The sequence below is a fragment of the Sphingomonas suaedae genome, from assembly GCF_007833215.1.
GTDB classification, from domain to species: domain Bacteria; phylum Pseudomonadota; class Alphaproteobacteria; order Sphingomonadales; family Sphingomonadaceae; genus Sphingomonas; species Sphingomonas suaedae.
Genome location: NZ_CP042239.1, coordinates 1609427 through 1633414, shown reverse-complemented (window position 1 = coordinate 1633414; position 23988 = coordinate 1609427). Strand labels below are relative to the sequence as shown.

Annotated in this window: 24 protein-coding genes, 1 tRNA gene and 1 pseudogene; 12 read left to right on the top strand and 14 right to left on the bottom strand. The window is 64.6% G+C overall.

The features are described 5' to 3' along the window. Positions 1 to 265 precede the first annotated feature (265 nt). Positions 266 to 1132 carry a hypothetical protein gene (locus tag FPZ54_RS19795; RefSeq protein ID WP_186456954.1) on the top strand — a complete coding sequence of 289 codons (867 nt, stop codon included), beginning with the start codon at positions 266 to 268 and terminating at the stop codon, positions 1130 to 1132. Between the two features lie 222 nt (positions 1133 to 1354). Here the strand turns inward: FPZ54_RS19795 and rplL are convergent, their stop codons facing one another. From rplL to rplK, 10 genes are all read right to left on the bottom strand, one after another. Beyond that, positions 1355 to 1732, bottom strand: a complete 378-nt coding sequence (gene rplL / locus FPZ54_RS07830) for a 50S ribosomal protein L7/L12 (protein WP_145846227.1) — start codon at positions 1730 to 1732, stop codon at positions 1355 to 1357. Positions 1733 to 1788: 56 nt separating this feature from the next. Then, entirely contained in the window at positions 1789 to 2304 is a 516-nt protein-coding gene (rplJ, locus tag FPZ54_RS07825) for a 50S ribosomal protein L10 (protein WP_145846226.1), read from the bottom strand. Positions 2305 to 2616: 312 nt separating this feature from the next. Further along, complete coding sequence (locus FPZ54_RS07820) at positions 2617 to 2928, bottom strand: hypothetical protein (RefSeq protein WP_145846224.1); 312 nt, start codon at positions 2926 to 2928, stop codon at positions 2617 to 2619. A gap of 16 nt (positions 2929 to 2944) precedes the next feature. Then, positions 2945 to 4423, bottom strand: coding sequence for a L,D-transpeptidase family protein (locus FPZ54_RS07815; RefSeq protein ID WP_145846222.1), 1479 nt, complete (start codon positions 4421 to 4423; stop codon positions 2945 to 2947). Between the two features lie 77 nt (positions 4424 to 4500). Beyond that, complete coding sequence (locus FPZ54_RS07810) at positions 4501 to 4821, bottom strand: DMT family transporter (protein ID WP_145846220.1); 321 nt, start codon at positions 4819 to 4821, stop codon at positions 4501 to 4503. A 127-nt stretch (positions 4822 to 4948) separates the two neighbouring features. Continuing rightward, positions 4949 to 5782, bottom strand: a complete 834-nt coding sequence (locus FPZ54_RS07805; protein ID WP_145846219.1) for an alpha/beta hydrolase — start codon at positions 5780 to 5782, stop codon at positions 4949 to 4951. 73 nt (positions 5783 to 5855) lie between these two features. Continuing rightward, complete coding sequence (locus FPZ54_RS07800; protein WP_145846218.1) at positions 5856 to 6317, bottom strand: YaiI/YqxD family protein; 462 nt, start codon at positions 6315 to 6317, stop codon at positions 5856 to 5858. Positions 6318 to 6448: 131 nt separating this feature from the next. Further along, on the bottom strand, positions 6449 to 8179 hold the full coding sequence (locus FPZ54_RS07795) for a DEAD/DEAH box helicase (protein ID WP_145849632.1): 1731 nt from the start codon (positions 8177 to 8179) through the stop codon (positions 6449 to 6451). Between the two features lie 170 nt (positions 8180 to 8349). Then, positions 8350 to 9048 carry a 50S ribosomal protein L1 gene (gene rplA, locus FPZ54_RS07790; RefSeq protein WP_145846216.1) on the bottom strand — a complete coding sequence of 233 codons (699 nt, stop codon included), beginning with the start codon at positions 9046 to 9048 and terminating at the stop codon, positions 8350 to 8352. Between the two features lie 4 nt (positions 9049 to 9052). Further along, positions 9053 to 9484 (bottom strand): 50S ribosomal protein L11, encoded by a 432-nt coding sequence (gene rplK, locus FPZ54_RS07785; RefSeq protein ID WP_145846215.1) that lies wholly within the window; start codon positions 9482 to 9484, stop codon positions 9053 to 9055. Positions 9485 to 9765: 281 nt separating this feature from the next. Between rplK and FPZ54_RS07780 the strand changes: the two genes are divergently transcribed. The 5 genes from FPZ54_RS07780 to nusG all read left to right on the top strand — a co-directional run bounded on the left by FPZ54_RS07780 (position 9766) and on the right by nusG (position 11901). Then, positions 9766 to 9842 (top strand) — tRNA-Trp (locus tag FPZ54_RS07780). 46 nt (positions 9843 to 9888) lie between these two features. Further along, positions 9889 to 10467, top strand: coding sequence for a YqaA family protein (locus FPZ54_RS07775; RefSeq protein ID WP_145846214.1), 579 nt, complete (start codon positions 9889 to 9891; stop codon positions 10465 to 10467). Positions 10468 to 10615: 148 nt separating this feature from the next. After that, entirely contained in the window at positions 10616 to 10909 is a 294-nt protein-coding gene (locus FPZ54_RS07770) for a hypothetical protein (RefSeq protein ID WP_145846212.1), read from the top strand. 231 nt (positions 10910 to 11140) lie between these two features. Further along, positions 11141 to 11338, top strand: a complete 198-nt coding sequence (gene secE, locus FPZ54_RS07765; protein ID WP_145846211.1) for a preprotein translocase subunit SecE — start codon at positions 11141 to 11143, stop codon at positions 11336 to 11338. A gap of 23 nt (positions 11339 to 11361) precedes the next feature. Continuing rightward, positions 11362 to 11901, top strand: a complete 540-nt coding sequence (gene nusG, locus FPZ54_RS07760) for a transcription termination/antitermination protein NusG (protein ID WP_145846209.1) — start codon at positions 11362 to 11364, stop codon at positions 11899 to 11901. A 207-nt stretch (positions 11902 to 12108) separates the two neighbouring features. Here the strand turns inward: nusG and FPZ54_RS07755 are convergent, their stop codons facing one another. After that, positions 12109 to 13296 carry a glycoside hydrolase family 5 protein gene (locus FPZ54_RS07755; protein ID WP_145846207.1) on the bottom strand — a complete coding sequence of 396 codons (1188 nt, stop codon included), beginning with the start codon at positions 13294 to 13296 and terminating at the stop codon, positions 12109 to 12111. Between the two features lie 206 nt (positions 13297 to 13502). Here FPZ54_RS07755 and FPZ54_RS20155 point away from each other — a divergent pair. Further along, positions 13503 to 13610: pseudogene (locus FPZ54_RS20155) on the top strand (transcription termination/antitermination protein NusG); the annotation flags it as partial. Positions 13611 to 13832: 222 nt separating this feature from the next. After that, positions 13833 to 14945, top strand: coding sequence for a hypothetical protein (locus FPZ54_RS07745; protein ID WP_186456953.1), 1113 nt, complete (start codon positions 13833 to 13835; stop codon positions 14943 to 14945). Between the two features lie 25 nt (positions 14946 to 14970). On the opposite strand, the gene FPZ54_RS07740 is transcribed toward FPZ54_RS07745, so the two are convergent. After that, positions 14971 to 15822, bottom strand: a complete 852-nt coding sequence (locus FPZ54_RS07740) for a hypothetical protein (RefSeq protein ID WP_145846203.1) — start codon at positions 15820 to 15822, stop codon at positions 14971 to 14973. A gap of 86 nt (positions 15823 to 15908) precedes the next feature. Then, on the bottom strand, positions 15909 to 16913 hold the full coding sequence (locus FPZ54_RS07735) for a glycoside hydrolase family 43 protein (protein WP_239019755.1): 1005 nt from the start codon (positions 16911 to 16913) through the stop codon (positions 15909 to 15911). A 225-nt stretch (positions 16914 to 17138) separates the two neighbouring features. Between FPZ54_RS07735 and FPZ54_RS07730 the strand changes: the two genes are divergently transcribed. The 4 genes from FPZ54_RS07730 to FPZ54_RS07715 are packed head-to-tail and all read left to right on the top strand — an operon-like array spanning position 17139 to position 21411. Then, positions 17139 to 18161 (top strand): OmpA family protein, encoded by a 1023-nt coding sequence (locus FPZ54_RS07730; protein ID WP_145846201.1) that lies wholly within the window; start codon positions 17139 to 17141, stop codon positions 18159 to 18161. Positions 18162 to 18179: 18 nt separating this feature from the next. After that, positions 18180 to 19502: a hypothetical protein gene (locus tag FPZ54_RS07725; protein ID WP_145846200.1), complete on the top strand. Its 1323-nt coding sequence runs from the start codon at positions 18180 to 18182 to the stop codon at positions 19500 to 19502. A gap of 3 nt (positions 19503 to 19505) precedes the next feature. After that, positions 19506 to 20795, top strand: a complete 1290-nt coding sequence (locus FPZ54_RS07720) for a hypothetical protein (RefSeq protein WP_145846198.1) — start codon at positions 19506 to 19508, stop codon at positions 20793 to 20795. A 25-nt stretch (positions 20796 to 20820) separates the two neighbouring features. After that, positions 20821 to 21411 (top strand): hypothetical protein, encoded by a 591-nt coding sequence (locus tag FPZ54_RS07715; protein WP_145846196.1) that lies wholly within the window; start codon positions 20821 to 20823, stop codon positions 21409 to 21411. 196 nt (positions 21412 to 21607) lie between these two features. Here FPZ54_RS07715 and FPZ54_RS07710 read toward each other — a convergent pair whose 3' ends face one another. Next, positions 21608 to 23926: a putative bifunctional diguanylate cyclase/phosphodiesterase gene (locus FPZ54_RS07710; RefSeq protein ID WP_145846194.1), complete on the bottom strand. Its 2319-nt coding sequence runs from the start codon at positions 23924 to 23926 to the stop codon at positions 21608 to 21610. Positions 23927 to 23988: the final 62 nt, after the last annotated feature.

Below are 23988 nucleotides of genomic sequence, written 5' to 3'. Positions count from 1 at the left end.
GAGCAGCCAGCGGCCGGTGATCATCACGCCGCCGATCGGGGACTTCCAGCTCCAGCCCAAGGGCGCGACGCCGACGCCGAGTCCGCGACCGACCGCGGCGCCAACCGCGACCCCGCGCCCCGCGGCAACCCCTACGCCCGCGATACGCCCGAGTGCCTCGCCGACGCCCGCAAGTCCGCGACCGCGTCCGACGCCTACGCCTGCCCAGGCCACAACAACTGCGCCGCAAGCGACGCCTTCCCCAAACCCTGCACGCACGCCGCCGATGAGCATCACGCCTGCGGCACCCCCCGCCGCTCCGGCGGTGGAGAGCACGCTGAGCCCGGATATCGCGGCAGCGCCCGCCGCGGGTCCGCCCGCATGGCTTTGGCCGGTGCTTGGGGGCGCGGGGTTGCTTCTGGCCGGGCTGGCGGGAGGCTGGTGGATCGCGAGCCGCCGCCGCCGCGATCCCGACGAGGAACAGGATCAAGCTCTTGTCGCCGCGCCGGTCGTCGCGTCGCCGCCGACACCGGGACCGCCTGTGCGCACATCGGGGGCGGGGGGTGCCGCCCCGGCTCCCCCCGCCGTGCCGCCCGCGCCAGCCGCGCAACCGCCATCACCTGCGGCTCCCGCCGCGCCGGTGACGCCGCCGCCCGGGCCGCTGGTCACCGAAATCCGTCCGCTGCGCGCGGCGATCCGCGACGGCCTCGTCAGCGTCGAGCTGGAACTCTACATCCAGAATCGCGGGCGCGAATCCGCCGACAATGTCCGCGCGGTGCTCGCGCTGCTGGGCGCCAATGCCGACCAGGACGCGCAGATCGCCGCCTTCCACGGGGCGGCGCGGATGGCGCCGGGGTCGGAGCCGTTCAGCATCGCATCGGGCGGCATCCATATGCTCAAGGCGCAGGTCAGCCTGCCCGGCGATCAGATGCGCGTCGTCACCGTACAGGGAAAACCGATGTTCGTGCCGATCGTGCCGGTTGCGCTCAAATGGTATGCCGGACTGTCGATCCGCACGCTGCGCGATGCATTCATGGTCGGCACCGTCCCCGCGCCGGGCAGCGACCGGCTGGGGCCGCTCTGGGTCGAACGCGCGGGCGAAGGCTTCGGACGGCTCGCGGCGAAGCGCTATGTGCCGAAGGACGTGGGGTAACTAAATTCCTCCCAGGAACGGGGAGGGGGACCAGCGAAGCTGGGGGAGGGGGCCCGAGGCAAGGGATTTCGATGCCTCAGCCCCCCTCCGTCAGCGCTGCGCGCTGCCACCTCCCCGTTCCGGGGAGGATTTATTGGCCGCTCGCTTCGCGTCATCCCCAATGAAAAGGGGCGGCCCGTTGCCGGACCGCCCCCTTCGTGAAGTTGCGATGCAGCCGCGAGATTACTTGATCTCGACGGTCGCGCCGGCTTCTTCGAGCTGCTTCTTGAGCTTTTCGGCTTCGTCCTTGCTCACGCCTTCCTTGACGGGCTTCGGCGCGCCTTCGACGAGCGCCTTGGCTTCGGTCAGGCCGAGCTGCGTGATCGCGCGGACTTCCTTGATGACGTTGATCTTCTTGCCACCGTCGCCGGTGAGGATCACGTCGAACTCGGTCTTCTCTTCGGCAGCCGGAGCAGCCGCGCCGGCGCCGCCGGCAGCCGCAACCGCGACCGGAGCAGCGGCGCTGACGCCCCACTTTTCTTCGAGAAGCTTCGAGAGCTCAGCGGCCTCGAGGACGGTCAGTTCCGACAGCTGGTCAACAAGAGCGTTCAGGTCAGCCATTTGATATTCCCTTCAAAAATTCAGATTGGTTCGAAAAATCGCAAATGAACGCGGCCTCAGGCGGCGTCCTTCTCCGCATAGGCATTGAACACGCGGGCGAGCTGCGCCGCGGGTGCCTGGGTGATCGCTGCGAGCTTCGACGCCGGGGCCTGAAGCAGGCCGACGATCTTGCCACGCAGTTCATCGAGCGAAGGCAGCGATGCCAGCGCCTTCACGCCGTCCGCGTCGAGCAGCTGGCTTCCCATCGCGCCGCCGACGATCTCGATCTTGTCGGTCGTCTTGGCGAAATCGGCCACCACCTTTGCGGCGGCGACCGGATCGGTCGAATAGGAAAGCGCCGTCGGACCCGTCAGCAGGTCCGCCAGCACCGAATAATCGGTGCCGTCGATCGCGATCTTGGCAAGGCGGTTCTTCGCGACCTTGTAGCTCGCACCGGCTTCGCGCGCCTTGTTGCGGAGGTCCGTCGACTGCTTGACGGTCATCCCGAGGTTGCGGGTGACGACCACCACTGCAACTTCGCCAAAGGTGCGGTTCAGCTCGGCAACGGCTTCGGTCTTCTGAGCACGATCCATGCCGGTCTCCTCAAAATACCCCGATCCAGATGGATCGGAGCCGGTTACGCCGGAGGTCGGGCGGATGCCCGGCCCCCTCGTCCGAGGGGCATGATCGTCAGGGCCGGATCGCTCCGGCGGGCTGACCCGGACGCTCCGCAATGCGGAAACGGCCGGTAAAATCTGTGTCCCCGTCTTGGCAGGACATTAAGACCGGCACATTCCGGTCACCTGCTGTCTCGGACGGTACGCGCGCAGGTCACCCCGCAACGCGAAGGCGCGCACATAGCGGCTGGGCCGCAGGAGTCAAGCGGTCCTCAGCCCGCGCCGCCGTTACTGGACGGGTGCGACGGTGTTGCCCACCGGCTCGCCGCGGTCCACCCGCGCGGTCATCCCGACCGACTCCGCGTCGTCGATGATCTGTTCCTCGTCGGGCAGGGGGGCTGCCGCGACCGGCGTGGGGGTCGCGCTGGGGGTCGGGGTTGGCTCCGGTTCGGCGAGATTCTCGATTGGCGCTTCTTCGACCATGTCCATCTCGTTGACCATGTCGTTGGCCGGCGCCGCGGCCTCCTCGCCGCCCGAACAGGCGGCGAGCGCAACGCTCGCGAACAGTGCGGCGGCGACAGCGGTTATGCGACGGTTCATGCGATTTCCCCTTGGTTCAGTGTGCGGCGGATTGCGCCTGGGTGGCCGAGCGCGCCTCGATCTTGGAGGCGAGCACCTTGTCCCAATTATACGGGTCGCCCCGGAAATTCATCACCCCGCTCGAACTGCCATAGGCGGTCCAGTAGAGCAGATAGACGGCGACCTGTTTTTGCAGCGGGACGCGCGTCGTCTCGCCCGTCGCGACGGTCTCGGCGATCTTTTCCGGCGTCCATTCGGGGTCGCCCTGCAACAGCAGATTGGCCAGTTCCCCCGGACGCTCCAGCCGGATGCAGCCATGGCTGGCAAGCCGGTCATAGCGCGAGAAGGTCCCCTTGCTCGGCGTGTCATGCAGATAGACGGCGAAGGGGTTGTTGAAGTCGAATTTGAACTTGCCCAGCGCCGAGTGCGACGGCTGTTGCTGCAACCGCCGGTTCGCGCCGGTGCCGATCACCTTGAACCCGTTGCGCGCCAGATAGGCGGATCCCTTCGGGAACAGTTCGCGCGCGGCGATTCCGGCGGGCACGTTCCAGGGCGGATTGACGACGATCGAATGGATGGTCGACACCAGCATCGGCGTCTCGCCGCCGCCGGGCTTGCCGGTGACGCCGCGCATCGACATCACCGGCCGGTCGCCCTCGAACACCGCGACGCTGGCCGAGGCGATGTTCACCTGGACCCGGTCGGTCGGCATCGTCTTGGGCATCCAGCGCCAGCGCTCCATATTCGCCATGATCTGGCGGATGCGGCTCTCTACCGGGACGTTGAGCGCGCCGAGCGTGCCCTTCGACACGGTGCCGGTGGGGTTGAGGCCATAGCGGCGCTGGGCGCGCACCACGGCATCCTTGAGCTCTTCGTCAAAGGTTTCGCCCAACCGGGCAACAGCCTCATCCTCGACCGCCAGCCGGGCGCGCAGCGCCGCAACGCGGGGGCCGGTGGCGCCGACGCTCATGTCCAGTCCGGCGGGGATCGCGCTCCAGCCGCCCGCCGCCTCGATCAGGCGATAGCGGGCAAGGCCCTCGCGCAGCGTCTCATAGCCCGCATAGGGTGGGGCGAGATCGCGAAACCATGTCGCAAGCCGGTTCTTGGCCAGCGCGCGGGTGAAGCCGGGCAGCGGGTCCCATTCGGCAGGGCGCAACGCCCAATCCTCCTGGAAATCTGCGGGATCGAGGCGGCCGATATGGATTGCGCGCGCATAGTCGAGCGCGGCGCGGACGAGCGCGCTATCGTCCGCGGGCAGGATCTCCGCCGCCTGGGTCGAATAACGCAGGCCGTGGGCGATGCGGCCCTGGGCGATGAGCTGGCGCAACTGCTGCGCCTGTTCCGGGGTCACGGTCGGCAGGGGGAGCGGGGCGGGGAGTGGCTGGATCTGGAGCGGCGGCGCGCCGGGCGTCGCGCTCGGCAGGGGCGCGGGGGCAGTCGTCTGGGCCAGCGCGGACGTTGCCGCCGCGAGCGCGAGGGAGGCCGCGACCAGATGCGGCCCGGTTCGTGCAACCATCGAAAACTGCTTCCTTATCACCGGTGCAGGCGATGATAGGGCGGACGCGGGCGAATGTCACCCGCCGTCCGGCCCCATCACATGCTTGCGTTCAACTTGGTTCCGGCAACGCCGATGACGATCAGCGCCATGAACCCGGCCTGTACGGGCGACACCTTGTCGCCGAACAGGATCACCCCGCCGATGATGACGCCGACCGCGCCGAGGCCCGTCCAGATCGCATAAGCGGTGCCCGCCGGGATGTCGCGCATCGCCAGCGCGAGCAGCGCCATGTTGACGAAGCTGAGTATGATCGGGACGATCGACGCCTGCCACGTGCCGACGGTCGCGGCCCATTTGAGGCTGAGCGCCCAGATAATCTCGGTGACCACGGCAATGCCGAGGATGAGCCACGCCATGTGGACCTCCATGCGATCGGGCTCGTGGAGAAAGAAAGGCACGCAGGCCGGAAACCCGTAAGAGGCGGCGCGCCGCACCGGGCAGACCCGGCGTTCGCGGTGCATCTGGCCGCTTGGCGCGGCGGGGTCAAGCCGGAGCGGGCACCCGCGCGTCGGTCCAGGCGAGGATATCGGCCATCACGGCTTCCTTGCCGATATCGGCGAGCAGGTCGTGATAATGGCCGTCATAGAGTTTGAGGGTCTTGTCCGCTGAGCCTGCGCGGTCGAAGAAATATTGGCTGCCTGCGGGCAGGGTCGCATGGTCCGATGTGCCATGGATGATGAGGACGGGCAGGGTGAGCGTGCCGAAGGAGACCTCCAGCCGCTTGTCCGCCTTCCACATCTCGCCCACCGTCTTGGCGGGCTGGGTTTCGTTCGCGATCAGCGGATCGGCGTCCATCATCGCGACATGGGCGGGATCGCGCGAGAAATCGGCATTCTTGAGCTTCAGCACGCCGAGGCGCGGGAAGGGGCCGCTGAGCCATTGCAGCAGGTTGAGCACGAAGCGCGGCGCAGGAACGCGGAAGGCGAAGCTGTGGCAGATCAGTCCCGCCAGCGCGGCCTGATGCCGGAGCGCATAGCTGGTCGCGACCACGCCGCCAGCGCTGTGGCCGATCAGAAAGATGGGGAGACCGGGATGGTCGGCGCGGGCGCGGTCGAAGGCGAGATGAAGGTCGGCGAGATAGTCGTCGAAATCATCGACGAAGAACCGTGGGCCATCGGACTTTCCCCGCCCGCGCAGATCGACCGCATAGCAGGCATAGCCCGCTTCGCTCAGCCGTGCTGCGGGCCATTCCATATGCCCGCCATGCGCGTTGAAGCCGTGCTGGAGCAGCATCACCGCGCGCGGCGTGCCGGTCGCTGGCCAGATGTGCAAATTGATGCCGGTGCCGTCGGGTTGGGTGATGCGCTCTTCGGTCATGCACGCCTCCGCTAGGGGACGTGGGAACGCTATCACGCCTGTGTAACGACTGCGATTGCATATTCGGTATGTTTCAGCCTGCGCGTGTGAGCCGGACCAGCGCTTCGTCGAGCGCGGAGAGGAAGCGCGAGCGGTCCTGCTTGGCGAACGGGGCGGGGCCGCCGATCTGGTCGCCGCCCGCGCGCAGGTCGGCCATGATCGCGCGGGTGGCGATTGCCGCGCCGATCGAAGCGGTGGTGAAGGGCTTTCCGGTCTGCGAGAGGACGCTCGCCCCGGCCTTGAGACAGCGGTCGGCGAGGAGGATGTCGGCGGTGATGACGACCGTCTTCGGCCCGGCACGCTCGGCGATCCAGTCGTCCGCCGCGTCGAACCCGTCCGAGACGATCTCGCGTCCGATCAGCGGGTGATCGGGGATGCGGATGAAGCTGTTGGCGACGATCGTGACGGCCACTTCGCGGCGCCATGCGACCTTGTAGATCTCGTCCTTCACCGGACAGGCATCGGCATCGACGAGGATGTGGGTGGCGGGAGGCATATCGTCTTTCTAAGCCCCTCCCCTTCAGGGGAGGGGTTGGGGGTGGGGCCTATCCTCTTGGCGCCTCGGTCTCGGTGAGACTTAGGCGCCCCACCCCAACCCCTCCCCTGAAGGGGAGGGGCTTAAGAGGCTCACTTCTTCGGCGGCTTGCCGCGATGGGGCTTCGGAGCGCGACCGGCACCGGACCCGGCAGGCCGTGCGCGGTGCATCGGGCGGCTGTGGTCGCGCGGCTTGCCGTGACGCGGAGCATGATCGCCGCGCGTTCCGGGCGGGGGTGGCCCGTCGGCCGGTTCGATCAGCACATCCTCCTCCGCGCCCGCCGACTTGGCGACCTCCCGCATGAAGCGGTCGGCAATCGCGCGTGGCACCTGGAAACGGGTCTCTCCCGCGCCGATACGGATCGCGCCGATCTCGCTCTTGGTGACATGGCCGCGGCGACAGATCAGCGGGAGGATCCAGCGCGGATCGGCATTCTGGCGACGGCCGATATTCATGCGGAACCACACGGTATCGTCGAAGCCGGGGCGGTGGACCGGACCACGCTGATCGGACGGGCCGCGGTCGATCAGCTCTTCGGGGGCGGGCATCGATGCGCGGTGCGCCTGAACCAGCGCAACCGCGATATCCTCGGCGCTCATCTTTTCCATCAGGCTCGCGGCGATCGCACGATCCTCCTCGTCAACCTCGACCGGGGCGATCAGCTTGTCCATCAACCGCTCGCGATCCTTGGCGCGGATATCCTCGACGCCGGGGACCGGGAGCCATTCGGCATTGATCCGCGCCTGTTTCAGCGTCGATTCGACGCGGCGGCGGCGCGGATAGGGGACGATGAGGACCGCCGTCCCCTTCTTGCCCGCGCGGCCTGTGCGGCCCGAGCGGTGCTGAAGCGCCTCGGCATCGCGGGGCAGTTCGACATGGACGACCAGGCTCAGCGTCGGCAGGTCGATGCCGCGCGCGGCGACGTCGGTCGCCACGCAAACGCGAGCGCGGCGATCGCGCAGCGCCTGGAGTGCATGGTTGCGCTCCGACTGGCTATGCTCGCCGGACAGGGCGACGGCGGCAAAGCCGCGTTCGACCAGATTGGCGTGGAGGTGGCGGACATTGTCGCGGGTGGCGCAGAACAGCATCGCCGTCTCCGCCTCGTGATAGCGGAGCAGGTTGATGACGGCATGTTCGATGTCGGACGGGGCGACGGCGATCGCCTGATAGGCGATGTCGCCATGGCCGCGATCGTCGCCGACGGTCGAGATGCGGTGCGCGTCGCGCTGATAGCGTTTGGCCAATGCCACGATCGGCTTGGGCAGGGTCGCGGAGAAGAGGAAGGTGCGGCGCTGGTCCGGGGTGGCGTCGAGCAGCGCTTCCAGTTCCTCGCGGAACCCCATGTCGAGCATCTCGTCCGCCTCGTCGAGCACGACGACGCGGGTGGCGCTGAGATCGAGCGCTCCGCGTTCGAGATGGTCGCGCAACCGGCCCGGCGTGCCGACGACGATGTGCGTACCGTGCGAAAGCGCGCGGCGCTCGCGCGAGGCGTCCATGCCCCCCACACAGGTGGCGATGCGCGCGCCTGCGGCGGCGTACAGCCAGGTCAGTTCCTTGGCGACCTGAAGCGCCAGCTCGCGCGTCGGCGCGATCACCAGCGACAGGGGCAGGCCGGGGGCGGGCAGTGCGCCGTTCTCGAGCAGGTCGCCGGACATTGCGAGGCCGAAGGCGACGGTCTTGCCGGAGCCGGTCTGGGCGGAGACGAGCAGGTCGCGGCCCTGAGCGGCTTCCTGCGTCACTTCGGCCTGGACGGGGGTCAGCGCTTCATAGCCGCGCTGGGTCAGCGCCTCGGCGAGGCGCGGGGGGAGGTGCGAAAAGGGCATCAGGCTCACAAATTGGCGCGCGCCCCGCGGGCAGCGCGTCGGTATCGGGTTGGTCGCGGGGGTTTGCGCGGCCCCTAGCGCATTTTCGCGCACTTGGCGAGGGGCGGGTCCGTAACGAAAAAACCCCGGGGTCGCCCCCGGGGTTCTTCATGTCCGGCTGGTGCCGAAGATCAGGCCGCCGAAACCTCGGCAACGTCGATCTTCACACCCGGGCCCATCGAGGACGAGACCGCGGCCTTGCGCAGATACTTGCCCTTGGCGCCCGACGGCTTGGCCTTGACCACGGCGTCGACCAGCGCGTCGAAGTTGGCGCGCAGATCCTCGGCCGGGAACGACGCCTTGCCGATACCCGAATGGATGATGCCGGCCTTTTCGACGCGGTACTCGACCTGGCCGCCCTTGGCAGCCTTGACCGCTTCGGCGACGTTCATGGTGACGGTGCCCAGTTTCGGGTTCGGCATCAGGCCCTTGGGACCCAGCACCTTGCCGAGACGGCCGACCAGACCCATCATGTCCGGGGTCGCGATGCAGCGATCGAACTCGATCTTGCCGCCCTGCACGATCTCGAGCAGGTCTTCGGCGCCGACGACGTCCGCTCCCGCTTCACGCGCCTCGTCCGCCTTCGCGCCCTTGGCGAACACGCCGACGCGCACGGTCTTGCCGGTGCCCTTGGGCAGCGTCACCACGCCACGGACCATCTGGTCGGCGTGACGCGGATCGACGCCCAGGTTCAGCGCGACTTCGATCGTCTCGTCGAACTTGGCGGTGGCGTTCTTCTTGGCGAGCGCGATGGCTTCATCCACGCCGTACAGCTTCTCGCGGTCGACGGTGCCAGCCAGGGCCTTCTGCTTCTTGGTCTGCTTAGCCATCGGATCAGCCCTCCACCACTTCGAGGCCCATCGACCGTGCGCTGCCCTCAAGAATACGGGTCGCGGCGTCGATGTCGTTCGCGTTCAAATCCTTCATCTTGGTCTCGGCGATGGCCGACAGCGCGCTGCGCTTGATCTTGCCCGCGCTTACCTTGCCCGGCTCCTTCGAGCCCGACTTGAGGTTCGCCGCCTTCTTGATGAGGTAGGTTGCCGGCGGCTGCTTCGTTTCGAAGCTGAAGCTGCGATCGGCATAGACGGTGATGACGGTGGGGAGGGGCGTGCCCTTCTCCTGCTCGCCGGTCGCCGCGTTGAACGCCTTGCAGAATTCCATGATGTTCACGCCGCGCTGACCCAGGGCAGGGCCGATCGGCGGCGAGGGGTTGGCGGCGCCCGCAGGTACCTGGAGCTTGATATAGCCCGTAATTTTCTTAGCCATTGCACTCACTCTGTAGCGGGGCGAAGCCTAGGGTTCCGCCCGGTTCAAGTTTAGCGGTTCATGCGCCCCGGACTTTCGCCCGATGCTCCCGCAATTCCAACGATGCCTCGTGGAAGCGGGCGCCCTTAGCGGGGGGTGCGCGAAAAGGCAAGTGCGCGTGGCTTTCCGCTTGCAATGTTGGTATTCGCATGTTCTCATCCTGTTCGGAACCGCGATGTGCCCAGCCGCGCATTGCGGCTCTTGTGCGCCGTTCCAACCGCGTCTAAAGGGCGTCGCCGCACAGGGGTGTAGCTCAGCTGGTTAGAGCGTCGGTCTCCAAAACCGAAGGCCCTCGGTTCGAATCCGAGCTCCCCTGCCATCCGCTTCCCGGGCGCGCCCGGACTCCTTGCAGAGGTTTCGCCCGCATGTTCCGCGCGCTGTACGACTGGACGCTGAGGCTCGCCGGTCATCGTCATGCCGATCGTTATCTGGCGGCGGTGTCCTTTGCGGAGAGCAGCTTCTTTCCGATTCCGCCGGACGTGATGCTGATCCCGATGATGCTGGCGCAGCGCCAGCGCGCCTATTGGATCGCGACCATCTGTACCGTCGCGTCGGTGGTCGGCGGAATCTTTGGCTATGCGATCGGTTATTTTCTGTTCGACACGATCGGCCAGTGGGTGATCGACCTGTACCATCTGGGCGGCAAGATCGACAGCGTCCGCGCGCTGTATGACGAATGGGGCGCGGTGGTGACGCTGACCGCAGGGATCACGCCGTTGCCGTTCAAGCTGATCACCATCGCCAACGGGTTTTTCCAGTATAATTTCCCGCTGTTCGTGCTGCTTGCGATCATCGGCCGCGGCTTTCGCTTCTACCTGCTCGCCTTTCTCGTCCACCGATTCGGAGCGCCGGTTCAGGCGTTCATCGAAGAGCGGCTGACCCTGCTCGGCTGGCTGGCAATGGTGCTGCTGATCGGCGGTTTCGCGGTGATCACGTTGATTTGAGGTCACACTCAGCGTGATTTTAGCGTGAAAACCTGCCGCACTGCAACATGTCTGTTGATCTGACAGGCCTGGCATGATCTCTTGTCCGCGGTCTTTGGAGATCGCGAATTTAAAGCCGGAGAAGCCGGCGGTTGATCGGAGAAACACGATGCGGATGAAGATGATTGCGGCGATGGCGAGTGCGGCGCTGCTCCTGACGGGCAACGTCGCTGCCGCGCAGGCGGGGTCCGCCAAGGCCCTCAGCGTGACGTCGAGCGCCAAGTCGCTCAGCCTCGCGGGCGCGGCTGGTGCGCGGACGGGCTCTGCGAAGGGGAAGTCGAACAAGCAGTTTGGCGAACTCTCGCCACTCTACATCCTGGGTGCGGTGATCGTCGTGATCGGGGTTCTCGAGGCGACCGAGGTGATCAGCATCTTCGGGGATGACGAACCCACCAGCCCCTGAACATTGCGTTCCGACGCGACGTGAAAGCAGGGCGCCCGGGCAACCGGGCGCCCTTTCGCTTTCAGGTCCGCCCGGGTGTTTTGCCCGCCTCGCCCCCTTGCCTCGCCGCACCCTACTCGTTAGATAGCGTCCCCAATCCGACAGCGTGGATGGGCATCGCCGGGTCTCTCACCGAGGGGCCGGGCGGAGAAACCTGTTCCGCTGACGGGCACATTATTTGCGAGGCAGAAAGTGGCGAAGACGAATCCGCTGGAATTCATGCGCCAGGTCGAGGCAGAGCGAAAGAAGATCGCCTGGCCGACCCGAAAGGAAACCGTGATGACCGCCGTGATGGTGTTCATCATGGCATCGCTGCTCGGCATTTTCTTCTTCGGCATCGATCGCCTGTTCGGCGCGATCGTCAACTTCCTCCTCAGCCTCGCGGGCTGAGCGGCCAGATAACGGGAACATCCATGGCGGCGCGCTGGTACATCATTCACGCCTATTCGGGCTTCGAGAACAAGGTTCGGGACCAGATCCTGTCCGATGCGACGCGGCTGGGCCTCGACGCGCTGGTCGAGGCGGTCGAGGTGCCGGTCGAGACCGTCACCGAAGTCCGCCGCGGCAAGAAGGTGCAGTCGGAGCGGAAATTCTTCCCCGGCTATGTTCTCGCCAAGCTGAACATGAACGACGACGTCTATCACCTCGTCAAGAACACCCCCAAGGTCACCGGATTCCTGGGATCGTCGGGCAAGCCCCAGCCGATCAGCGAGGGCGAGGCCGCGCGTATCCTGAACACCAAGGAAGAGGCCGCAGCGGCGCCGAAGCACCAGATCAAGGTCGATTACGAGATCGGCGATTCGGTCAAGGTGCTGGACGGCCCTTTCGCGAGCTTCAACGGCGTGGTCGAGGAACTGGATTTCGACAAGTCGAAGGTCAAGGTCAGCGTGTCGATCTTCGGGCGTGCGACGCCGGTCGAACTGGACTTCGACCAGGTAGAGCGGTCGAAGTAAGGCTTCGATGCTTTATTGGGTTACGGGAAAGCCGGGGTGGAGACGCCCCGGCTTTTTTGGTTGGTGGCGGATGTCCGGAAGTAGGCCGGTTCCCGGCCGTCCGCTTTCAGCGATTGGTCGGGCGAAGCCGTTTCGACTGACGTGCCCGGCCGAGAGGGTGGGGAGCAGCGCAGCGGAGGGTGGTTCCGGGACGACCTGATGTGCACGTCACGGCACCATGCGGCTTCGCAGCAGGTCCATAAGCTTTCCGTCTCTCCGGAGATTGTCGATCTTGCCTTCGCCTTTTAGCCAGTAGAACCGGCCAGGCGTCAAGTCGGGCGCAAGTTCATAGTCCATGCCTTCCCATTCATCCTCGCGGAAAGAATAGAAGGCCCAGTGCCCGCCGCGCGTTTCGACGACGTCCATCACATCGGTCAGATAGGTGCCGCAATCCACCCAGCGCCGCATACAGCCGAACTCGGCGGCGACGACACGCGTCGGCGGCAGGCCCTGTTTCGCTGCCCAGTCGAATGCGGCGCCGACATGGGCGGCGACCAAATGTCGGTCCCACCTTGCCTTCCCACCTGCATAATCCGTGGTGACGCCTGGATAGCGAAGCGGCACATCCCGTTTCATATTCGGGGCGCTTGTTGCGGCATAGGGTTCGTACATGTGGAAGGCATATAGAACCCGATCATCCGACAGCGCTCTTGGCCAGGACGCCAGGGAACGCGGATTGGCGTACCATCCGCCATCAACCATCACCGGCGTGAGCGAATCCACGTTGCGAATTGCTCCGATCACCTTGTCGTAGAAGGCAACGAGATCCCGGGTGCTTCCAGCGTGCGCATCGTACCAATCGCGCAGTTGTGTGGCGGATCCGTTCTCGTCGCGGAGGCTTGCCCTTTCCGGGGCGGGTTCGTTCAGGACATTGTAGGCGGCGATCGCCGGGTGATCCTTCAGCGCAAGGGCCAGGTCCCTCCAGAATTGGACGGCCTTCTGCTGATAGGCGGCATCCGTCCACAGCCTGTCGTCAAACTTGTTCCCATTTTGCTGAATCCAGCGACTGCCTGGCAGCGTCAATGGCGCGACGACTATTTTCAGGCCGGCTGCATGGGCTGCGTCCAGTTCGGCAAGCAACACCGCGAGATCCTCCGGGACGAGGCCCTGATACGCGTCTGCATCGCCGATCAGAAAGTCACGCTTTTTCCCCTTCCATTTACTGAAGGTCAGCCGCGCCCAGGTTGCGCCGGTATCCTTCAGAGCCTCGTAATAGGCTCTGTCCTTGGGACTGGCGTTGAAGACGTTGCCGCCCTTTACCGGCTGGTCCCAGAATGCAATCAGATCGGCTGCTGCTGCAGGCTGTGCGATGGCGGCCAAGAGGATCGCATTGAGCAGGAGTGTCAGAGCGCGCATAAAACCTCGCCGGATAGGTTTGCTGGCACTATGCCGAGCTGTGGATATCTGCACGCGTCAGCGCCTCAACGTTTTCCAAGTCGAGAAAATGGGCCGTGAGCTGTTAGGCCGCCTTGGAAGCGCTGGTCGTGACGCCCGACACCTTGACCGGGAAATATTGCGTAGCCAAGTCGCACTGACAAGGGAGCTGACGCGCGCAGCAGCCCCCCAAGCACCAGATCACGGCCGATTACGAGATCGGTGACTCAGGCAGGGTGCTGGACGGCCCTTTCGTGAGCTTCAGCGGTGTGGTCGAGGAACTGGACTTCGATCAGGTGGAGCGGTCGAAGTAAGGCTTCGATACGGTTTTGGGTTACGGGAAAGCCGGGGTGAGAGCCCCGGCTTTTTTGCTATGTGTGGCGAGCAGAGAGTTTTGGGGAAGGGGCGGCGTAGTGACCACTAAGCGCTTCACATGGGAGCGAGGTCCATTCGAGCAATGTCCTCAATGCCGCAGGATGACACTCGGTTTTCTCAGTGCAGGCCGAGACGTGATGACAATGCGCTGTACCGAATGTCGGTTCAGTTATGGCGAAGTTCTGCCCAAAGTAGATAAAGCCACCATCTACCTCGATCAGTTCGTGTTTAGCGCTGTCTTCAAGATCAAGGCTGGCAGTCGAGCACCGCTCGGGCATGAGGATTTTTACGAAGAACTCATACCTCTTCTTCGTCGCATAGTCTTGCTTCAACAGGCGATTTTTCCGCATTCCGACCTGCATTCGAATGAAACTATCGTGTTTCATGATGCTCGTGGCTTGCGCGACGCATATGAAGATATCGGCGGCGATGCCTCGCTACGCGAAAGCCGAGATATCGAAATGGATCAGGTCTTTGCGTTTGCTCGAGCGTTTCGCGATGGCGGTGAACCTCAGCTGGCGTTCACTCCCGATCAGGTGTTGCAAAGACCACGCAACGATTGGCTATCGGACATTCGAATCAGCGTAAATGCTGACTACTCGCAGTTTGCTGATGGCATTCGCCGGGAGCGCGACAGGGGATTCGATGCGTTGAGGGAGTTGATCACCATGTGGGCTGAGGAAAAGCCCACGTTTCGTGAGTTGCTCCGCCGGGAATCGCAGTTTGGAAAACACCGGCGCACGGCGCTCGCCGCTGCCATGCAGCGTATGGCAAACACCGGCCCGGCGGGCGGGGGCATCGATCTGCTCGATGCCTTGCTCGATCCAGTGTGGCGAGAGTTCTTTGCGTTGCGCGACTTCTTGCGTGAAGGTCGGACCGAGGAAGAGGCGATGCTGCGTGTCGGTGCCTTTTGGGACTGGCCGCGGCTGCGGGACGTGCCGTTCAACAGGATATTCGCTTACCTTTTTGCGGCATTCGGTCGGCGTGTAACGATGGGGCAACGCAAGTTTACCCGTGGAATTATGACGGACTTCCAAGCGATCGCGGCCTATGCACCCTACGTTGATGCAATGTTCGTCGATCGTGAATGCGCTTTATTGCTCAATGAAGGGGAGTTGCGCGAAGAACTGCGATATCGCGCTCAAATCTTTAGTTATGCGAATAAGGATGAATTTCTTGCATATTTGCGAGCGCTAGAGGCGCTGGCGACTGCCGAAGTGCGCCACTATTCTGAACGGATTTACGGTCTCGACTAGCCGTCGTAGCAGTTTTCGCCCCCCGTCACCCCTTCCCCTTCCGCCACCCCGTGACCTGATCAAGCGCCGGGAGCGTCGGAAACGGCTCCTCATGCGGGCTCTCGCTCGTCGCCGCCGTCGCTGCGCGGCGTTCGGCTTCGGCGACGTCGAAGGCGTCGCGGTCGCGTTGCAGGCGCGCTTCGTACATGGCGGAGAGGCGGTAGCTGTGGGCTTCGCGGCTTTCGCCGCGGCGGCGTTTGATGTGTGGGGGTTCGTCCTGGAGGCGGACGCTTTGGTGGTGGAGGCGCAGCAGCATCATTGCCTCGTCCGCCGTCATCGACGGGATCGCGGGGGGATTATTGTGGCGCCAGGCGTCGTCGCGATAGCTGGACGCGAGCGCGGCCTCCATCAGCGCCATCTCGACGCGTTCATAGCCGGTTTCGAGTGCGAGCTGCATCTCGCGGGCGAAGGCGGGGCTTTGGCGGCGGCGGGCGTAGAAGGCGGAGTGGCTGAAGCCGGCGGCTCCGGCGGAGAGGCGGACGTTCGCGGTGGCGCTGAGCGCGGCGAGGAATGCCTGTTCGGCGGCGCGGTCGAGCGCGCGGCGGGGGAGGGTGCGCAGCTGCATCCGGCCCGATGCGGTGCGGATCGCGCGCGGCTCGTTGGTGCCGGGCTGGTCGGGATGGGCGTCGGGGCCGTTCAGTCGGGCATGGGCGAGGACGAGCGCGGCGTCCCATTCGGCGGCGAAGGCGGCGTCGCGCGCGCGGCGCTTGAGCATTGTCGAGCGGTGGAAGCCGAGGCTGCGCGCCGCTTCCCGCGCATTGCCGGTGCGGCGCAGCGCAGCGAGGAAGGCGTCGTTCTCCTTGGCCTGACGCCTGTTGAAGGGGCGGGGACCGGTCATCGGTGAGTGTTCCGAAACCAGTTCCAACATTGCAAGGGGGTTTTGAGGCCCCCCCGTAGCGCCGCAGTTATGCGGGCGGGGTCGGCTCAGCGGGGCGGGGGGACCGAGACCCCCGCGTCGGTTTGAACCACAGGCTTCATCGTGCCGTCGGGGTTGTAGCGGAGATATTCGACGGTGACCGCGCGGCGGCCGAGCGCGCCCTCGCGGTCCCCGATGCGCAGCCCGGCATGGTGGAGGAACAGATACCAGTTGCTGCGGAACTGCGCGATGCCGGGATGGATGGTGAAGCTGTTGCGTGCCGAACCGGTGAGCTCGCCGCGATAGGTCCATGGGCCGCGGATCGAGGGGGCGGTGGCGTAGGAAACGCGCTCATTCTCGTGCGTCGAACGGTCGAGCGAGGCATAGGTGAGGTAATAGAGGTCGCCGCGCTTGTGCAGCCAGGGGCCCTCCTCGAAATGCGGCGGGGTGATTTCGGTGATATCGCCGTCGATCTCGATCATGTTGGGCTTGAGCCGGGCGATATAGGCTTGGCGGTTGCCCCATGCGATCCAGGTGGTGCCGTCATCGTCGGTGAAGACGGTGGGATCGATATCCTCCCAGCTATGGTCGCCCTTGGGCGTCATTCCATTGGTGATGAGCGCCGAGCCCTTTGCGTCGACGAACGGGCCGGTCGGGCTGTCGGAGACGGCGACGCCGATCGCCTTGCCGGGATGGGTGTCGTCATGTTCGACTGCGGCGTAGAACCAGTATTTGCCGTGTTTCGCGATCGCCTGGGCCGCCCAGGCGTCCTTCTTGGCCCATTTGAAGTCGTGCACGTGCATGATCGCGCCGTGATCGGTCCATGTCTTCATGTCGGTGGTCGAATAGACGCGCCAGTCGCGCATGTTAAACATCTCGCCCGGGCCGGCCTCGTCATGCCCGACATAGAGATAGAGGCGGTCGCCGATCACCAGCGGGGCGGGATCGGCGGTGAAGCGGTCACGGACGATGGGGTTGGCGCCGGGGGCGGGCGAGGGCGCGGACTGGCCGAGCGTCACCGATGGGAGCGCTACCATGAGCAGGGTTGCGCCGATGCGTTGCCAGACCATCATCCTCATCCGTTTTTGTGGGATCGAGCGCCGAAGGTAGCGCCACTGCGATTCGGGTCAATCCCGCCGCCTCGGGCCAGCTGGACGATGGCGTTCGAACGGTCGCGGGTGGCGCGGGCGCGGGCCTGATGGCGGGGGCGCGGTCGCGGTGAGACGAAAATGTTCGGGCGCGGCTTGTCTGCCGCAACCAGTAGGTTAGGCTGGAACGCCTGACGCCGGGGGCAGAGCATGGCGCGTATCGGGCTATCCTTATGTTGCGGACTGTTGGCGGCGATGTTCTGGGCATCGCCCGGGGGGGCGCAGGTCCAGCGCGACGTGCCGCTTGCCGAGAAATCAATCTGCGTTGATCCCACGCGCAATCTTCCCCAAACCGGCGGCACCTATGTGCTCGACTGGCAAGATATGATGTGCCTGGAGCATAATGGTCGCGCGCGCCTCATGCGCCGCATCTCCATGAATTATCCGATCGAGCAGCGGCCGCAATTTTCCGAGTTTATCGTTGGACGGGAACGGCTGCCCAGCGTGTTCCGGCGCGACGTTCCGCTGCTGCGGGTGGTTTTTCCGGAAAGTTCGTTCTTCGACACGGCAAGCGCCAAGATTCGCCCGGATGCCGTGAACATCCTGAGGATCATCATCGAGGGGTTGAAAGGGCAGTCGCCGGATGTCGTCATGTTCGTGGTCGGGCACACCGACGATCGAGGCGGCACCGAGTATAATTATAACCTTTCTGTGGACCGTTCGGCGTCGGTGACGTCGATGCTCAAGACGATGGGGGTCGGACCGACTGCGATCTGGCGTGCGGGGTTTGGCGAATCGGTCCCGCTTGTGCGGAACGACGACCCTGCACTGATGGCCGTAAATCGCCGGGTCGAGTTCATCTTCGGCGCGCGGGCTGACCCGATTGCGGTTTGGCTGGAGGAGGATCAGCCGCATCGGTGCAAGGCTCCCGCGGATGCTGCATCGACGGCGTGCAAGCGGATGCCACCGCCGCGCGCCATTGTGGCCACGGCCGAGACCAATCGGACGCTGGTTGAGGCAAGGCCAGGTCTTGCTGTGCGGCCGGACCCGCAGGGGCGACGCGCGAAGTTGAATCGCGATCGAAAAGCAGCAATTGCTGCGCCCGATCAAATGTCGGATAGTCTCAAATTAGATGATTCGGGAAAGCGTCATGTGGAATTGATCGCGCCGAACAAGATGGTGTTGCGGATGGTTCCGCAAAAGCGAGTAATGGAGAAGCCGACGCGTTTTTAGGGCAGTTCTGGGGGAAACATGACCGAACATGGGGTGGTGGCACGCGATGCGTCCTATTGGGCATCGTCGCCGACGGCATTGATGGACTATGTAGCGCTCGACCTGTCGAGCAACGGACCGGCAGCCAACGAGTTGATGGGGGGGATCGATCATGAGTTCCACAATTCGGATCAAGTCGCCGATCTAGTTGATGACCGGTCGGAACTCCCTGACAATATCACTGCGCACATGGCTTCGTGGTATCGGCAGTATATTGCCCCCACACGTCTGGCGGCACTCGCTGCGGTCAAGTCCCGCTTCGCCGAGGACAAGCCGAAAAGCGTTCCGACGTTCATCATGGAAGCGCGACGGGACGAGATTCTCGCCGACAATGCAAGTCGCCGCCACAAGGCGGTGACTGATTTCCGCCTTGAATATGCAGGACGGATCGAAGACCGTGATCGCGCCGAACGGGATTATGAGTACCAGAAGGCGAAACATGGCGGTCGAGAACCCAATACGCGCAGCAAATTGATTTATTTTTTGCTGTTGTTTGGGCTGGCCGCGCTCGAGTTCCTGATCAACTTTGAAACGCTGCTGGCCTCTCCGGTCGCCAAGGGCGTGCCGGCGCTCGCGCTGGGCATGACGGTCGCCGTCGCATTGTCGATCGCCTTTGCCAGCCATGCGCATGGCAAGCTCGTCAAGCAATGGCATTATCATATGCATAGTGCCGAGCGGGACCGGAAGCGCCGGTTTATCTGGTATTATGGCGTGCTGGGAACGATGGCCGATGCCATTGGCCTGGGCCTGATCGGTTTCGGACGCTATTTTCTCGTGGTCGCGATCATCGAAAAAGCGGTTCTGATGGGCAATGATCCGCCCAGCCTCGTCGGCATGATGTTTGGAACCATGTTCGGCAATGTCGCGATCTGGCTGTTGGGATCGGCCATCTCCTACTCGTTTCACGACGAGGATCCGACCTATCCTGCCTATAAAATCCGGTACGACAAGCTGAACGACGAAGTCACGAAGGGCTATCAGGAGAAGGTCGTAAAGAAGCTTCAGGAGCTGAACGAGGTCTGTCGTGAGTCCCTGAAGACCGAAGAGATGCAGAACAACGTTCAGTCGAGTGGCCAGACCTTCCAGCGGAATCGTGCACATTTCGATGCCTTGATGAAGAAGGATCACGAGGTGGAGGGGCTGCTCCAGCGCTATCGCGACGCGGTGAGGCGGGCGCATCCAAATGGCCGCTTCAATGCGGCAGATTCCGAACTGCTCGATCCAGGCCGCCGCAAGATCATGACTTCAGGCGAATGGGCGGCGTCGCCGCTTCGGCTGAAATATATCAGTAGCGGATATTGAGGCATGGCGATGCGCAATCTGTTCGTCGGCGTCTGTGCCGCACTGTTGCTGGCGGGGTGCTGGTCGTCGCCAGAAACCAAGGAGACTGGCCAGTCCGTGTCCGCGAAGAAGTTCATGGGCGCATGCAATGTGGAAGGCTTGGCAGGACCGGGCCGTCAAACAGTGATCCTGATCGATCCCAGCAGTCTGGTGAAATCGACCGGTGGCTCCGACTTCAGCGCCAAGAATGCGAGACTGCGCGACGCGCTGCTCGCCATTGCCGACCCGGATGTCGCCGGCGACACCGGAAATCTGGCGCCGCGCGAGTTGGTTACGGTCTTCCTGACCTCCCCGACCGGCGCAGCACCTCAACTGATCTTCTCCGGTTGCGCCCCATCGTTGACCGAAGCCGAGCGCACGCAACTGGAGAAGAATAACTCGACCATCGGCAAGGCGTCCGACACATTTTTCGGGCGCGGCACGGCAAATGAGATCAAGGAGCAGAAAGAGGGGTATCGCGAAGCGCTGATCGCATCGCTCAACGTTGCCTCTCAGGCCAAGGCCGATGGCGGAGCGGAGCGGGACGGGGGCTTTGCACAGTCGGCATTCGTTGCGTCGATCCGCTCTGCAACGCGCCTCTATGATCCGGCTGGCGGCATGGCGCGAATGGTCCTGATCGCGCCTGGCGCGATCGGCAAGGCGCCCTCCTATCCCAATCCCGTAGAGGCGCGAAAGGCAGGGTTCGCTGACGCAAAGAACGCGGGTCTTGACCTTGCCGGCGTGGAAGTCGTGGTCGCGATGGCGAATAGCGACCGCACCCGCAACTATCTTGACGCGTTCATGCTCGGGTCTGGGGGGGATCTCGTCGCGTTTTCAAATGGCGCGCCTTCCGGGCTGCCTGGACCGCCAATGTGGCGGAAAACCTATGTCGGCACGATCGCGATCGGCGGCGAAACCTATCCTGCTGAAGCACGTATCGCGGTGGATGCGCGCGGGAACCTGGTCAATAGCTGGCTTGAAATGCGCGGGATCTCGAAAAAGACCGTGCCCCTTAGCGGCATGGCAACCTGTCGCGGGGCGGGCAAATGCGATTTGCGAAGCGACGATCGCGGCTTCGCCCATCGATTCTATGCTGATCGCAGTGAGGCGGCGATTGGCTCCGACGGCTCGCAGCCCTTTGGCGGTATGCGCCGCTTCGAAATGGCGATCGATCAGGGGAAGCTGGTCGCCCGCGTGTATGATCCCGGCATTTCCCAGATCGGCGACGACCCAAATGCCAAGGATTTTCGGTTCACATTATCCGAGCGGACATAGGTCCGTTCGGAAAGGGGGGATTGTCATGCATCTGATCCGAACCACTGCATATGGCTTGCTTACGGCGTCGCTTTGTCTCGCGGTACCTGCACATGGGGCGCCCAAGGAGCGGAAACCGAAGATCGAAAAAAGCGAGGTCGACAAGGCCGTTGGCAAATGCGTCGGCGCGGTTCTTGTCGGGGGGCTGCTGGGAGGATTGCTCGGCGGCAAGAGAAACCGAGGTGCCGGAATCGTTGCGGGCGCAGCAGCCGGTGGTGTCGTCTGTGCGATTCTCATGCAGACTGCGAAGCGCAAGGACCGGATCATTGCCGCTCAGCGGCAGGCCGCAATCCGCGGGAGCTACACCGCAAATTATATGGATGACGAGGGGCAGACCCATATTCTACGCGCGCAAGCCGTGGATTATCAGCCGACGCGCCAAATTCACCAGGTGCGGTACGTAAATGAAGGGGGAGCGAGCGTCGTGTCTCCCTCACTCTCCGGACCGCCCCGCCTGTGCCGCAAGGTGCCGATGACCGATACGGTTCAGGGCAATTCGGCTTCGATCCCGGACCAGCTTTTCTGCTTCAACGAGGCGACAAACACGATGGAACCCTATTCCGAAGCGAACGCCTAGGCTCGTTTTCAGTTAGGCGGCACCGGCCCGCTCCCCCACCCGGCCACCCACAAGGTACACTCAATGGGTGGCCGGGTGCGGGTAGCCCCGCAAAGTATTACTTTGTGGGGAGCCCGTGGGGGAGCGGGCCGGTGTCAGCTCTGCTGAAAACGACTCTAGGCCGCCCGGATCTCCCAATAGCCGCTCACCCGCGCCGTCAGGCGACCTGGGCGATCCCGCTGTCGCTGTCGCGGGTGGCGAGGGCGCGGGCTTCGGTGACGGGGAGGGGGCGGCCGAAATAATAGCCCTGGACCTTGGTGCAGCCGAGCGCCTGGATCAGGCGATGCTCGTCCTCGGTCTCGACGCCCTCGGCGGTGGTGGCCATGCCGAGGCTGTCGGCCAGCGCGACAACGGCGCGGATGATCGCGATCGCCTCCTTCTGGCCCTTGGACGCGCCCTGGACGAAGCTGCGGTCGATCTTGATCGAGCTGAAGCGGGTGCGCGAAAGATAGCCGAGCGAGGAATAGCCGGTGCCGAAATCGTCGAGGCTGAGGCGCACGCCCATGTCGAGGATCGCCTCCAGCGTCTGAATCGCGGCGGTGCCCTCGCGCATGAACACGCTTTCGGTGACTTCGAGTTCGAGACGGCTGGGGTGGAGGCCGCTTTCCTTGAGCGCCCGGGCGACGAAGGCGGCAAAATTGGCGTTGTGGAGCTGTTCGGGGCTGACATTGACCGCGATGCGGATCGGATCGTCCCAGCCCGCCGCCTCCATACAGGCGCGGCGCAGCACCCATTCGCCGATCGCTGCGATCAGGCGCGCGTCTTCGGCCAGCGGCACGAATTTCGCGGGCGAGATCGGGCCGAATTCGGGATGCGTCCAGCGCAATAGCGCCTCGAACCCCATCAGCGCGCCGGTGCCGGCCTGGACGACGGGCTGGTAGAGCAGGTGAAGCTGATCATTCTCGATCGCGCCGCGCAGCGCGATTTCGAGGACGCGGCGTTCTTCCGCCTCGACATGGAGCTGGGGCTCATAGGCGTGGAACAGGCCGCCGCCCGCATCCTTGGAACGATAGAGTGCAAGATCGGCGGAGCGGATCAGCATCTCCGCCGTGCGCCCGTCCCGCGGGCCGAAGGCAAGGCCGACGCTGGCGCCGATATAGAGGGTGTGGTTATCGACGTCATAGGGCGCGGAGAGCACGTCGATGATCGTGCGGGCAAGCCGCTCGACGGCGGCGGCGTCGCTGGCATCGCGGACCACGACGGCGAATTCGTCCCCGCCCAGGCGGCCGATGATGTCGTTGGCGCTCATCAGCTGTTTCAGCCGTTCGGAGACGCGCATCAGCAACCGGTCGCCGACCGGATGGCCGAGCGTGTCGTTGACCGCCTTGAACCGGTCGAGGTCGATCATCATGAAGGCGCAGCGGGTGTTCCACCTGTCCGCCTCGCTCATCGCGACGGCGAGCGATTCGTTGATGAGCAGGCGGTTGGGCAGGCCGGTGAGCGTGTCGTAACGCGCCATGCGGCTGATCTTGTTGGCGGATTCGCGCGCTTCGGTGACGTCGGAGCCGACGCCGCGAAAGCCGATGAAGCTGCCGTCCTCGTTGAACCGGGGCGAGCCGGTGAGTTCCCACCAGCGTTCCTCGCCGTCGACGAAGACCGGGATGAGAATGTCGCGGAACGGCTCGCGTTTCTTGAGCGATTCGGCGAGACCGCGCAGGCCCGACGCGAAATTGCCGCTTTCCCAGGCGGGGCCCGCCAGCACCTGAAGGAAGGGCATTCCGTTGATCGCCATCGGATCGACGCCGAGCGAGACGGCGAAGCGCGGGTTGGCGCGCATCACCCGACGCTGCGCATCGGTTTCCCACAGCCAGTCCGCGGCCTTGTCCTCGAACTCGCGGAGCAGGAGGCTGACGGTTTCGTCGCGTTCGGCCAGGGCGATTTCGTTGGCGCGGATCACCACCAGCGCCTTGCCGCGCGCGGTGCAGGCAAAGACAAGCAGCAGCGTGAACAGCAGGGATGCTGCGCCCAGCGCGGGCGAATGGATCAGGCTGATCGCAACCGCATTGGCGCCGCCCAGCACGACGAGGAACATGATCGTCGCCAGCGGGAGCGCGGCCATCGCAACCGAGGATGCGGCCATCAGGATCGACAGGATGATCCACATGCCGCTCGCAGCCTGCGCATCGGCATTGGCGCCGAACAGCAGCGGCGCGATCGACCAGACCGCGCCGAGCGCGAGCCCGTCGAGCACCGTGTCGCGGACATCGCCCAATGTTGCGGTGCGTTCGGTACGGTGGCGCACGGCGAGGCGGCGAAAGGCGACCGCGACGCCGACCGCGCCGACCAGCGCGCCCCAGCTTGCCAGTTTCCACAGCGGCACCAGCGCGGCGAAGTTGAGCACGATCAGGCTGGCGCCGACGACATTGGCGGCGAGCATGAACAAGGCGAGCTGGCTGCCCGCATTCATCTGGGCGGCGCGAATGGGTCCCCAGTCGGTCGTGTCCGCCGGATCATAGAGGCCAAGAAGCGCGCGCATATCGATACGCGGCCTGGCGAACTGGGAGGTCGTCTGGCTGGTCACCCGGCATGATTACCGGA